A 12,031-nucleotide genomic window follows, 5' to 3' on the forward strand; every position below is an offset into this window, starting at 1 on the left:
GCGCAGTACTCCCGCCGGCCGCTCAGTCCGCTGCCGTCCGGTAGGGCTCAGGGGCCGTGGCAATCGTCGTTGCGACCTGCTGTCGTGCGGCATGGCGGTGTTCCTGGGGAGAAGGGGGATGAGGTCTGGGCCTACCGGGGCTCGGTGCCCGTGTCGCTCGCGGGTGCGGACCCTGCGATGGGAAAGGCGTGCAGGAACAGGAACACGTGGTCTCGACCCGGGCCGTCGGGGCGTCCGGCCCATCGTTCGATGACGGCGTCGAGTTCCCTGCCGAGCTCGCGCAGCTCGTCGGGTGTGAGGCGGAGCACGCTGTCGGTGCTCTTCGCCGCCGACGCCCAGGCGGTTCCCCAGCGCTGCGGACCGTCGGCCAGCCATTCCTGCAGCCGATCGATGTGGCGCCCGATGAGCACCCGCTGCGCGGTCGCCGCCACCTCCTGCGCCCCCGGGCTGTCCGCGAAGTCCTCCGGGGACCAGCGGACGCCGCCCGGTATCGCCCGCCACCAGCGCTCCCGCCCGTCCTCGCACAGGTCGGGCGCCTCCTCGATGAAGCCGTGGGCGGCGAGCCTGCGCAGGTGGTAGCTCAGCGAGCCGGGCGCCCCGGGGACATGTCTGGCCAGTTGGGCGGCGGTCGCCGGCCCGTCCGCCACCAGGACCTCGTACAGCCGTAGCCGTGCGGGGTGGGCGATGACCTTGAGGACCGTTGGGTCGGTGATGCGGCCCGTCTTCTTGCTCACGCCCGACAGCGTAGCAAATCCACGAGATAATTTGCGCAAATAAATTTGTGCTTCCGCCGCCCGCAGTCGTCAAGAGGTGCGGTTGCCGCACCTGCGGCGCCCACCTGGAACGCCGGTGCGGTGCGGGCGGTGGCGGCACGGCCCCCAGCCGCCGCACGAGCGCGACCCGGCCGTGCCTCACATCGCGGGGCCGACCAGTCCTGTCTGATAGGCGATGACGACCAGTTGCGCGCGGTCGCGCGCGCCCAGCTTCGCCATCGCGCGGCTGACGTGGGTGCGCGCGGTGGCCGGGCTGAGGAACAACTCGGCGCCGATCTCGTGGTTGCTCAGCCCCCGTCCCACCAGGGCCAGCACCTCGCGCTCGCGCTCGGTCAGCACCGCGAGGCGGTCCTCCCCCGCCCGGGCGGCCGTTCGCAGCGCGGCGAACCGGCCGATGAGGCGCCGGGTGATCCGCGGCGCGAGCAGCGCGTCCCCGGCGGCGATCACCCGGATGGCGTGCAGGAGCTCGGCAGGCCCGGCGTCTTTCAGCAGGAAGCCGCTCGCCCCGGCCTGCAGTGCGTCGAACACGTACTCGTCGGTGTCGTAGGTGGTGAGGATGAGCACCCGCACCTGCTCCAGCCCGCGCGTCTCGGAAATCCGGGCGGTCGCCTGGATCCCGTCCAGCCTGGGCATGCGGATGTCCATGAGGACGACGTCGGGGCGGGTGGCACGGGCCCGTTCGACGGCTTCGGCGCCGTCGGTGGCCTCCCCCACCACCGTGATGTCGTCCTCGATGTCGAGCAGGACCTTGAACCCGGAACGCACCAGACGCTCGTCATCGGCGATCAGCACCTTGATCGGTGCGGCCTCCGCCGCGTTCATGCGCGCGGCCCGGTCGGCGCGAGGGGCAGGCGTGCCCTGACCTCGAACCCGCCGCCCGGAAGCGGCCCGGCGTCGAGCTCTCCGCCCAGCAGCCGGCAGCGCTCGCGCATGCCGGCGATGCCGCGGCCGGGCCCGGCCGAGCCTGCGACGCCGCTCGGATGCCGGGCGGGCAGGCGCGGATCAGCATGACCTGCGGCGGCGCGGCGGCCCTCATCGGTGACGCGGATCTCCAAGGCCTCGATCCCGGGGTTCAGCTCCACCGTCACCTGGGTCGGGCCGACGTGACGGACCACGTTGGTGATCGATTCCTGGACGATCCGGTAGGCGGCGCTGCCCACCGCGCTCGGCAACGACGTCGCGGGCGGAGCCTCCTCGACCGTGATGTCGAGTCCGGCCTCGCGCGCCTTGGCGGCCAGCTCGCCGATCTGTCCCAGCCCGGGGTACGGCTCCCGCCCCTCGTTGTCGTCGCCGTCGTCGTCGCGGAGCACTCCCAGGATGGCCCGCATCTCCCGCAGCGCCCGGGAACTGTGCTCCTCGATGGCGCGCAGCGCCTCGCGCGCCACTTCCGGCCGCTTGTCGAGCACGTGCGCGGTGACACCGGACTGGACGTTGATGACCGCGATCGCGTGCGCGACGGTGTCGTGGACCTCGCGCGCGATCCGGAGCCGTTCGGCGTTCACGCGCGCCCGCGCCTCCTCCTCGCGGGTCCGCTCGGCCAGCTCGGCGCGCTCCCGGGCCTCGGCCGCGATGACCTGCCGGGACCGGACGGACTCGCCGAGGGCCGCGCTCATGACCGACGCGCCGATGCGGAAGTACACCCAGCCGATGGCGGCGCGTGGCTCGATGCCGGACGCGGCGACCAGCCAGACGGCGGTGAGCACCGCGATACCCGCCCCGGCGATCACCAGCGACCGGCGCCCGTCCCCGTACGCGGCAAGCGTGTAGAGGGCGGCGAAGAGCCCGAGCCAGCCCGGCCCGTCCGGGAAGCCGAGGCCGTAGTACACCAGGCTGGCGAGCGCGGCGGTGACGAACACCGGCACCGGCCACCGGCGGCGTACGGCGACGACGACGCCGCTCACGACCAGCAGGACATATCCGAGGTTTCCCAGGTCGGTGAGGGGACGCTGCACCACCTCGCCGGCGTTGCGGACGATCGTGCCCTGCACCTGCGCCACCGTGACGAACAGCGCGAGCAACACGTCCTGCGCCGGTGCCGGCAGGCGCAACGACGCCACGCGGTGTTCCATGCCGCGATCCTACGGTTCCGCGTGTGCGGGGCCACTCCGCCCGGACGCGCGGCCGCCCTACCGCCAGGGGCGTACCTGGGTCCGGCCCGGCTACGCGGAACCGCGTAGCCGGTGCCGACCGCTGCCGGAAGCCCCGGCCGCCCCGGCGGCGCGACGATCGGTTTCCGTGAGGCCCCTCCCGGGCGCTCCGCACCGGCGCCTCGGCACGCGCATGCCGCGGGCCCGTTCAGCCGACCGAAAGGATCCCCATGTCCCTCCGCCGCCTGCCGGCCGCCGCCACCGCCGCCCTGCTCACGATCGCGGGGCGCACCACACCGGCGGCCGCGCGCGTTCTGGTCCAGCCGGTCGGTGCCTACACCCTGACCACCGGGCGTCTCTGGGCCCTGGCGGCGGCGCTGCTGGGGCTGGCCGGCGTCGTCGTCGGCGGGCTGGCCCTGGCCCGCGCCGCGGGCCGAATCGGTGCAGGCACCGGGAGAAGGGGGGCCGTCGTGGCCCTGGCGGCTGGGCTGACCTGCACGATCATCGGCGTGCTGGTCGTGGCCGCCGCCAAGGGTGGTCCCGGCACCGGCTACGGCATCGTCGGGGGCTGGGTGGACCTGGTGGCCGGGCCGATCGCCATGCTTCTCGGCGGGCTCGCTCTGGCCCGCTCCCGCCGCACCACCTGACCTGGTCCCGTGCCGGCGCGCATAGTGTTCTCCAGGCGCCGCCTCGGCGGAGACGACCACCCGTGAGTCATCGTCGGTTCCGGGCGGCGCGAGCGCGCGCGTCGGCCGGGGCCGGTCGCGGGGTCACCTCCGTACGCAGGGGGCGCCGTTGAGCGTGAACGTGCCCGGGGCGGCGTTGGATCCGCTGTAGCTCGCCTGGAAACCGAAGCTCGCCGTGCCGCCGTTGGCCGGGATCGCGCCGTTCCAGCTCGCGTTCTGCACCGTCACCCGGGTGCCGGACTGGGTGGCGGTGCCGTTCCAGGCGTTGGTGATCTTCTGGTTTCCGGCGAAGTCGAACACCAGGGTCCAGCCGTTGAGCGCGCTGCTCGTGCCGTTGGCGATCGTGACGTCAGCGGTGAAGCCGCTCCCCCAGTCGTTGGTCTTGTACGTCACCGTGCAGGGCACCGACGTCGGCGTAACCGAAGGAGAGGGAGACGGGGCCGAAGGAGAGGGAGACGGGGAGACGGACGGGCCGGCGGAAGGAGACGGTGACGGCGACGGTGGCGACGGGGACCGGCTGGGCGAGGCGGACGGAGACGCGCTGGGAGACACGCTGGGAGACGGAGAGGGCGAGGCGGTGGGTGACGGGGAGGGCGAGGCGGCGCCTCCGCTCTTGGCCGCCATCCGGGCCGAGTGCGCCCGGAACACGGCGAGCGCCGGGTGATCCCGCTGTAGTGGTTCGTGCGGTTGAGTGCGTAGTCGACGTAGTTCTTGTACTGGGTGAAGCAGCCCGGGCACTTGGTCTTGTCGAAGAAGACGGCGCGCCCGGGGTGCCCGCCGCTCAGGCCCTCCCACCTCAGCCGGGTGTCGATGCCGCCGTACGCCTCCCAGTAGTTCTCGAACACCGGGATGAGCCGGATGTCGTGCGCCTTGGCGGACTCGATGACGTAGTCGAACAGCGCGAACTGCTGGTCGTTGTACACGCCCTTGCCGGGCTCGAACCCGTGCCGGCTCTCATGGCTGAACATCCACAGCCGCAGCACGCTCACCTTGTCGGCCTGCAGCTCGGCCATGTGCGCGTCGATGCGCGCCTTGTCCATGTACTGCGTCTCGGTGTCGCCGTAGCTGCCGCCGTAGGTGAACACGTCGTAGGTGTTCGCGCCCGCGAAGTAGTACATCTTGCCGTCCAGGCAGAAATGGATGCCACACCGCTGCACGAAGCCGGAGCTCGCCGCGCCGGCGGCCGTGTGGGAGAACGCCACCATGCCCGCCGCCATGCCCGCCGCCATGCCCGCCGTCAGGGCGAGAGCCGGCGACACGAGCAGGTGGAGTGGGCGTAACCCTCGTCTCATGGGGACTTCCTCATCGGGCGTACGTACGGGAGCGTTCGCACCGAATACGCCCGGAGGCCCTCTCCGCAATCACGCCGCCCGGCCCGATCTTCCCACATGCCTTCTCACCTGTGGTGAACCGGTTAGTGCCAGGACCCGGCCGATGAAAGTTACACCTGCCTGCACCGGTTAAGCGGGCGCCCCGTCCACCGGCTCCAGACGCCGGACGTTCGCCACCGGGCGGTCGTGGGTCCTGCCGGCCCCGGGTGCCGCGCCGCGGTGGACGCGCGGCCGCCCGAGCGCCCTTCAGCTCATCTCTTCAGCCTGTCGAGATCCAGGTTGAGCTCCAGCACGTTCACGCCGGGCTCTCCCATGAACCCGAGCGCCCGGCCGGTCGTGTGCCGCCTGATGAGGGCTCGTACGGTGTCCAGGCCGACGCCGCGCTCCCTGGCCACCCGTGGGGCCTGCAGTTCGGCGTACGCGATGGAGATGTCCGGGTCGAGGCCGCTGCCGCTCGCGGTGACGGCGTCCGGCGGGACGACCGCGCGGGCGTCGCCGCGCACCGGCACCGTGCGCCCGGCCGAGTAGTCCTCGCCCGGCCTGCCGCACTCGACCTTCACCCCTTCGTAGACCGGGACGAACGGCGTGGCGGGACAGGCCTGGTTGACGCTGACGACCTTCGTGGGTGTGCCGGCGGCGGGGAAGACCTTGAGCACCGCGCCGACGCCGTCCGCCGTGCAGTACGGCCTGGCCCCGCTGACGCCCTCCAGCTCGCCGATCGCCTTGGACCGGGCGCATACCTGGGTGAGCAGGCTCTGCCTGCCGGTGTCGGGGTTCCCCTCGTCGTCCTTGGCGCCCGGCACGGGGAGGGTGTCGAGGACGTCCTCCGGGCCGAGGTTGCTCGCGCCCGAGGCCGACGGATCGTAACCGCTCGCGGATGGGCGGCTCTGGAAGTACGTTTTGATCGGGTTGCCGTCCGCGTCGGTGAAGCTCTGGCCGATGAGGGCGCTGCCCACATCCTTGCCGCCCTCCTTGAGGAGGGAGCCGTCGGCGTTGCCGTTGAACACGGCCTGCGCGACGCCCGTGACCAGCAGCGGGTATATCGCGCCGGTCACCAGGGTGAGCACGAGAAGCGCGCGCAGCGCCGCGATGTGCCGGCGGATCCAGCTTGGCAGGCGTTCCATTTATGACATCCCCGGAAGGAACATGATGAGCAGGTCGATGAGCTTGATGCCGATGAACGGGACGACGATCCCGCCGAGGCCGTAGATGTAGAGGTTGCGGCTGAGCAGTTTCGACGCGCTGGAGGGGCGGTAGCGCACGCCGCGCAGGGCGAGCGGGATCAGCGCGACGATGACCAGGGCGTTGAAGATGACCGCGGACAGGATGGCCGACTGCGGGCTGTGCAGCCGCATGACGTTCAGCGTGTCCAGGCCCGGATAGACGGCGGCGAACATGGCCGGGATGATCGCGAAATACTTCGCGATGTCGTTGGCGATGGAGAAGGTGGTCAGCGCACCCCGGGTGATCAGCAGTTGCTTGCCGATCTCGACGATCTCGATGAGCTTGGTCGGGTTGGAGTCGAGATCGACCATGTTCCCGGCCTCCTTGGCGGCCGAGGTGCCGGTGTTCATCGCCACCCCCACGTCGGCCTGGGCCAGCGCCGGGGCGTCGTTGGTGCCGTCGCCGGTCATCGCGACCAGCCGCCCGCCCTCCTGCTCCTTGCGGATCAGGGCGAGCTTGTCCTCCGGGGTCGCCTCGGCCAGGAAGTCGTCCACGCCCGCCTCGTCGGCGATGGCCTTGGCGGTGAGCGGGTTGTCCCCGGTGATCATGACGGTGCGGATGCCCATCCGGCGCATCTCGTCGAACCGCTCGCGCATGCCCGTCTTGACGACGTCCTTGAGGTGGATGACGCCGAGCACCCGGGCCGTGCAGCCATCGATCTCGCCCACCACGAGCGGCGTGCCGCCGGAGGCGGAGATCCCGTCGACCAGCTGCCCGACGTACGCGGAGGGCCGGCCGCCGTTGTCGCGCACCCACCTGATCACGGCGGCCGCGGCGCCCTTGCGGACCCGGCGCCCGTCGACGTCGACGCCGGACATGCGGGTCTGCGCGGTGAACGGAATCCAGCCGGCGTGGGCCAGCTCGCCCGGCCGCCGTTCGCGCAGGCCGAAGGTGTTCTTGGCGTAGACCACGATCGAACGGCCCTCGGGGGTCTCGTCCGCCAGGCTGGACAGCTGCGCCGCCCGCGCGAGCTCCATGACGGGCACACCGGGCACCGGAAGGAACTCGGCCGCCTGCCGGTTGCCCAGGGTGATCGTGCCGGTCTTGTCGAGCAGCAGCGTGCTGACGTCACCGGCTGCCTCGACCGCGCGGCCGGACATGGCCAGCACGTTGCGCTGCACCAGGCGGTCCATGCCGGCGATGCCGATGGCCGACAGCAGCGCCCCGATCGTGGTCGGGATGAGGCAGACCAGCAGCGAGATCAGCACGATGCCGGTGACGCCGTTCCCGTTCAGTGCCAGGGAGTCGGGGATACCGGGGTTCTGCGCCTTGGAGTAGATCGCCAGCGGCTGCATGGTCACCGTGGCGATCAAGAAGATGATCGTGAGTGCGGCCAGCAGGATGTTGAGGGCGATCTCGTTTGGGGTCTTCTGCCGGTTCGCGCCCTCGACCAGGGCGATCATCCGGTCGATGAAGCTCTCCCCCGGCTTCTGGGTGATCCGTACGATGATCCGGTCCGACAGAACCTTGGTGCCGCCCGTGACGGCCGAGCGGTCGCCGCCGGACTCGCGGATCACCGGTGCGGACTCCCCGGTGATGGCCGACTCGTCCACGCTGGCGATGCCCTCGACCACGTCGCCGTCGCCCGGGATGATCTCGCCGGCCTCGACGATGACATGGTCGCCCTGCCGGAGTTCGGGGGCGCCCACCGTCTCCCGGCGCCCGGGGTCGGCCGGGTCCGGCAGCCGCCGGGCCATCGTGTCGCGCTTGGCCGCCCGCAACGTGGCGGCCTGGGCCTTGCCCCGGCCCTCGGCCACGGCCTCGGCCAGGTTGGCGAACACGACGGTCAGCCACAGCCAGACCGCGATCGCCCAGGCGAAGAACGAGGGATCGGTGAGCGCGAGCACGGTGGTGAACGCCGCGCCGACCTCGACGATGAGCATCACCGGGTTGCGCCACAGCGTGGCGGGGTTCAACTTGCGCAGGGCCTCGGGCAGCGACCGCACGAGCTGCCTGGGGTCGAGCAGACCACCGCCCACCTTGCCGCCCTTCTCCGGAGCGGGTGCGGGAGCCGAGGTTTCCGGCGCCTGGAGCATTGTCATCACTGGATTCCTTCTGCGAGCGGGCCGAGCGCCAGAGCGGGGAGGAAGGTCAGCGCCACGACGATGATCGTCACGCCGACGACCATGCCGACGAACTGCGGGCGGTGGGTGGGGAGCGTGCCCGCCGAGGCCGGTGCGGGGGCCTGCCTGGCCAGCGAACCGGCGAGGCCGAGCACGAAGACGATCGGCAGGAACCGGCCGAAGGCCATGCACAGCCCGAGCGCGGTGTCGTACCACGGGGTGTTCACGGTGATGCCGCCGAACGCCGACCCGTTGTTGTTGGAGGCGCTGGTGAACGCGTAGAGCACTTCGGACAGGCCGTGCGGCCCGGAGTTGAGCATGCTCGCCCGCTGCCCGGGCGAGGCCATGGCCAGGGCGGTGCCCACGAGCACGAGCACCGGCGTGGTCAGGAAGTAGAGCGAGGCCAGCTTGATCTCGCGCGAGCCGATCTTCTTGCCCAGATACTCCGGCGTACGGCCCACCATGAGACCGGCGACGAACACGGTGATCACCGCGAGCACGAGCATGCCGTACAGGCCCGCGCCCACCCCGCCGGGCGCCACCTCGCCCAGCATCATGTCGACCATCGTCATCATGCCGCCGAGCGCGGTGTAGGAGTCGTGGAAGGAGTCGACCGCGCCGGTCGAGGTCAGCGTCGTGGCCGCGGCGAAGGTGCCCGAGTCGGGCACGCCGAACCTGACCTCCTTGCCTTCCATCGCGGCGCCGACCGCCTGCGGAACGGTGCCGTGATGCGCGATCTCCAGCCCCGTGAGCAGCGCGACGCTCGCGAAGGCCAGCACGCCCATGATCGCGACGATCGCGTAGCCCTGCCGCCGGTCGCCCACCATGCGCCCGAACGTGCGCGGCAGCGCGAACGGCAGCACGAGGATCAGGAAGATCTCCAGCCAGTTCGTCCAGGAGGTCGCGTTCTCGAAGGGGTGGGCGGAGTTGGCGTTGTAGAAGCCGCCGCCGTTGTTGCCGAGCTCCTTGATGACCTCCTGGCCGGCCACCGGCCCGCCGGTGATGCCCTGCGTGCCCCCGGTCAGCGTGGCGACCTCGTGGACGCCCGCGAAGTTCTGGATCACGCCGCCGGCCACCAGGAGGAGCGCCCCGGCGAACGCGATCGGCAGCAGGACGCGGACCGTGCCGCGCACCAGGTCAACCCAGAAGTTGCCGAGCTCGTCCGTCCGCTTGCGGGCGAAGCCGCGCACCAGGGCGATCGCCACGGCCATGCCGACGGCGGCCGACACGAAGTTCTGCACCGCCAGGCCGGCCATCTGCACCAGGTGGCCCATCGTGGACTCACCCGAGTACGCCTGCCAGTTGGTGTTGGTGACGAAGCTGACCGCGGTGTTCCACGCCACGTGGTCCGCCACCCCGGGAAAGCCGAGGCTCAGCAGCAGCTTGTCCTGCAGGCGCTGGAAGGCGTAGAGGAACAGGATCGAGACGGCGGAGAAGGCGAGCACGCTGCGGGCGTAGACGCTCCACCGCTGCTCGGCGTCCGGCCGTACCCCGATGAGCCGGTACATCACTCGTTCGACGGCCAGGTGCCGCGTGCCGCTGTAGACGCGGTGCATGTAGTCGCCGAGCGGCCGGTGCGTCAGCACCAGGGCGACGACGAGGGATCCGATGAACAGGATCCCGGCCGTGGTGGGCGACATCAGAAACGCTCCGGGAACAGCAGGGCCGCGACCATGAAGACCACCAGGCCGGCGGCCACGACCAGACCCACGGCGTTGACAGCGCTCACAGGCGCTCCACCGCCTTCACCACGAGCCCGCAGATCGCGAATATCGCGACCGTCAGGGCGACGAAGATGACGTCGGCCATCTCACTTCCTCAAATCCGGATGCTTGCCCGGCCGCCGGACCGGCGGCCCTTTAACCAGCAAAGCGCCTGCTCTGAGGGGTCTTGAGGTTCTTGACGCGTTCGCTACGCCGAGCGCCGGAACATCTACGCCACTCCTACACCGCTTCCACGCCGCTTCCACGCGGCCGGGCATGCCCTCGTAGTCGCGCGTTCGAAGGCGGCGGACGCCGCCGTTGCCGATCGACGGGCGGCGGGCGACGGGCGACGGGCGGCGACCAGCACGGTGAGACGTGCTCGACGCCGCGACCCGGGCCGGTGAAGACGTGCTCGTCGCCGCGGCCAGGGACGCGGCGACGCATCAACGTCGCGTCAGCTTTCGGCGGCAGGGCGTCGGGATTCCGTAGTGACGGCGTTCCCGCTGGTCGCGTGGCGCCTAACGTCGCCTTCGTTGCTCCCTCCGGAAGGCATGACAATGCTCGAAGATCCCTTATATGTGCCGGTCCGCCGCAGCTCGTTCTCCCTGGCGCTACGCCTGTTCCGGACGGCCGCGGGCACACGGACGGCCGTGGCCTTCACCTCGCCGCTGCGGCTGACGAAGGTGCTGGGCAGCGACCATGGCTGGGTCCGTCTGAGCGAGCCCGCGCTGCGGAGCATGCTCAAGGATCTCGGCGTGATCGGCATCGTGATCGACCCCGCCGGCCTGATGAGCCGGCCGAACTCCAGGACCGCGTGATGTGCATCCTCCACCAGACCCTCGATGACCAGTTCACAGAGCCGCCGACGGCCGGGAGCCCGCTGTCGCGCCGGGAGGAGAACCGCATCGGTCTCCCGCGCGACCTCGACCGGCAGGACCCGCCGTACGGCGAGGGCGGGATGGACGTCGAGGACGGCGAAACGACGCCGCCACGCCGCGACCCGGTCGTCGCCACTCCCTGAGGCGCTCCCCGGCGTAGCAGGCGTTGAACGCCTGGGACTCCGCCGGAATCGGGGTGCACGCCTTCTTCGACCCCGACTACCCGAGCCGACTGCGCAGCATCCACCAGACGCCGCCGGTGCTTTTCTCACGCGGCACGCTCCGGGCGGACCACCGTGCGATCGCAGTGGCCGGCACCCGGCAGGCCAGCGAGCGAGGACTCGGCATAGCCTCTGCGGTGGCCACTGACCTGGCTCGAAATGGCGTGACAGTGGTGAGTGGTCTCGCGAAGGGGATCGACACCGCCGCCCATCGAGCCGCGCTGGACGCGGACGGACGGACGGTCGCCGTTATCGGAACGGGAATCAACCAGTTCTATCCCGCCCAGAACCGCGCACTGCAGGAACGAATCTCCTGCGATGGCCTGGTCATCAGCCAGTTCTGGCCGGACACTCCGCCGCACCAGCGCAACTTCCCGATGAGAAACGCCGTGATGAGCGGCTACGCGGCGGCTACCGTCGTGGTCGAGGCTCCGTGGAAGAGCGGTGCACGCATCCAGGCCAGGCTCGCATTGGAGCACGGGCGGCCCGTGATCATGCCGGACCAACTGCTTGAACACGACTGGGCCCGCGACTACGCGAAAAAGCCCGGCGTCCATGTTGTCGCAAGCCTGGGTGAGCTTCTCGATGTCGTGGAAGGATTGATCTCGGAACTGAGCACCGGCCCCGATTCTCTTCCGGAGATCCCCACGGATCACCACCCTTGCGCCGCGAAAGCGGCCCACGTCGACCGGTGGAGCCACGTGGCGGTGGTGCCGAGCACGAGAGGACGGTCCGGCGAACATCCGCTGCGCCTGCTGATCGGGAACAGGCTCCGGCTCCCCTGGGTGCGGCTGACCGCGAATTCGGCGCTCCCCCCTGACCTGCGATCTTTTCACAGAGAGCGCTTCTCGGTACCCGATCCGCCTGACGGCTTTCCGGGTGCCGTGTGCTGCTCGTCGACGACACCTGGACGACGGGAGCCCGCGTCCAGCCCGCCTCGCACGCTCTCAAGCAGGCAGGAGCGGAACGCGTAGCTGCGATCGTGCTCGGGCGGCACGCCAACCCGGAGTTCGGCCCCTGGGAGCCGATCCTTGGGAAGATCAAGAACCGGCCCTACCGTCAGGA

Annotated in this window: 13 protein-coding genes; 4 read left to right on the plus strand and 9 right to left on the minus strand. The window is 70.8% G+C overall.

Going from position 1 to position 12,031, the window contains the following annotated elements:
• Positions 1 to 131: 131 nt before the first annotated feature.
• From OHB01_RS32590 to OHB01_RS32600, 3 genes are all read right to left on the minus strand, one after another.
• On the minus strand, positions 132 to 734 hold the full coding sequence (locus tag OHB01_RS32590; protein ID WP_142647537.1) for an ArsR/SmtB family transcription factor: 603 nt from the start codon (positions 732 to 734) through the stop codon (positions 132 to 134).
• A gap of 177 nt (positions 735 to 911) precedes the next feature.
• A complete protein-coding gene (locus OHB01_RS32595) occupies positions 912 to 1,595 on the minus strand; it encodes a response regulator transcription factor (RefSeq protein WP_142647539.1) in 684 nt (227 codons plus the stop codon).
• The gene (locus tag OHB01_RS32600; protein WP_147943163.1) at positions 1,592 to 2,842 is read right to left on the minus strand and encodes a sensor histidine kinase; all 1,251 of its coding nucleotides are present in this window, start codon (positions 2,840 to 2,842) and stop codon (positions 1,592 to 1,594) included. The genes OHB01_RS32595 and OHB01_RS32600 overlap by 4 nt, the downstream gene beginning before the upstream one ends.
• 248 nt (positions 2,843 to 3,090) lie before the next feature.
• Between OHB01_RS32600 and OHB01_RS32605 the strand changes: the two genes are divergently transcribed.
• Positions 3,091 to 3,507, plus strand: a complete 417-nt coding sequence (locus OHB01_RS32605; protein WP_328854450.1) for a DUF6223 family protein — start codon at positions 3,091 to 3,093, stop codon at positions 3,505 to 3,507.
• 123 nt (positions 3,508 to 3,630) lie between these two features.
• Here the strand turns inward: OHB01_RS32605 and OHB01_RS32610 are convergent, their stop codons facing one another.
• The 6 genes from OHB01_RS32610 to kdpF all read right to left on the minus strand — a co-directional run bounded on the left by OHB01_RS32610 (position 3,631) and on the right by kdpF (position 9,893).
• A complete protein-coding gene (locus tag OHB01_RS32610; RefSeq protein ID WP_260617247.1) occupies positions 3,631 to 3,951 on the minus strand; it encodes a cellulose-binding domain-containing protein in 321 nt (106 codons plus the stop codon).
• On the minus strand, positions 3,936 to 4,838 hold the full coding sequence (locus OHB01_RS32615) for a hypothetical protein (RefSeq protein WP_328854451.1): 903 nt from the start codon (positions 4,836 to 4,838) through the stop codon (positions 3,936 to 3,938). Before OHB01_RS32615 ends, OHB01_RS32610 begins: the two co-directional genes overlap by 16 nt.
• A gap of 290 nt (positions 4,839 to 5,128) precedes the next feature.
• Positions 5,129 to 6,001: a potassium-transporting ATPase subunit C gene (locus OHB01_RS32620; protein ID WP_142647545.1), complete on the minus strand. Its 873-nt coding sequence runs from the start codon at positions 5,999 to 6,001 to the stop codon at positions 5,129 to 5,131.
• On the minus strand, positions 6,002 to 8,143 hold the full coding sequence (gene kdpB / locus OHB01_RS32625) for a potassium-transporting ATPase subunit KdpB (RefSeq protein WP_147943165.1): 2,142 nt from the start codon (positions 8,141 to 8,143) through the stop codon (positions 6,002 to 6,004).
• Complete coding sequence (gene kdpA, locus OHB01_RS32630) at positions 8,143 to 9,804, minus strand: potassium-transporting ATPase subunit KdpA (RefSeq protein WP_328709822.1); 1,662 nt, start codon at positions 9,802 to 9,804, stop codon at positions 8,143 to 8,145. Before kdpA ends, kdpB begins: the two co-directional genes overlap by 1 nt.
• Complete coding sequence (gene kdpF, locus OHB01_RS32635) at positions 9,804 to 9,893, minus strand: K(+)-transporting ATPase subunit F (protein ID WP_142647549.1); 90 nt, start codon at positions 9,891 to 9,893, stop codon at positions 9,804 to 9,806. Before kdpF ends, kdpA begins: the two co-directional genes overlap by 1 nt.
• Before the next feature lie 531 nt (positions 9,894 to 10,424).
• On the opposite strand from kdpF, the gene OHB01_RS32640 reads away from it, so the two are divergent.
• From OHB01_RS32640 to OHB01_RS32650, 3 genes are read left to right on the plus strand one after another with little or no spacing between them, the layout of a single operon-like run.
• A complete protein-coding gene (locus tag OHB01_RS32640; RefSeq protein ID WP_222709485.1) occupies positions 10,425 to 10,685 on the plus strand; it encodes an SAV_915 family protein in 261 nt (86 codons plus the stop codon).
• Positions 10,685 to 10,888: a hypothetical protein gene (locus tag OHB01_RS32645; RefSeq protein WP_328854452.1), complete on the plus strand. Its 204-nt coding sequence runs from the start codon at positions 10,685 to 10,687 to the stop codon at positions 10,886 to 10,888. Before OHB01_RS32640 ends, OHB01_RS32645 begins: the two co-directional genes overlap by 1 nt.
• A 23-nt stretch (positions 10,889 to 10,911) precedes the next feature.
• Positions 10,912 to 11,940, plus strand: a complete 1,029-nt coding sequence (locus tag OHB01_RS32650; RefSeq protein ID WP_328854453.1) for a DNA-processing protein DprA — start codon at positions 10,912 to 10,914, stop codon at positions 11,938 to 11,940.
• Positions 11,941 to 12,031 lie beyond the last annotated feature (91 nt).

Origin of the sequence: Microbispora hainanensis (genome assembly GCF_036186745.1) — a bacterium.
In the GTDB taxonomy this organism is placed as follows: Bacteria; Actinomycetota; Actinomycetes; order Streptosporangiales; family Streptosporangiaceae; genus Microbispora.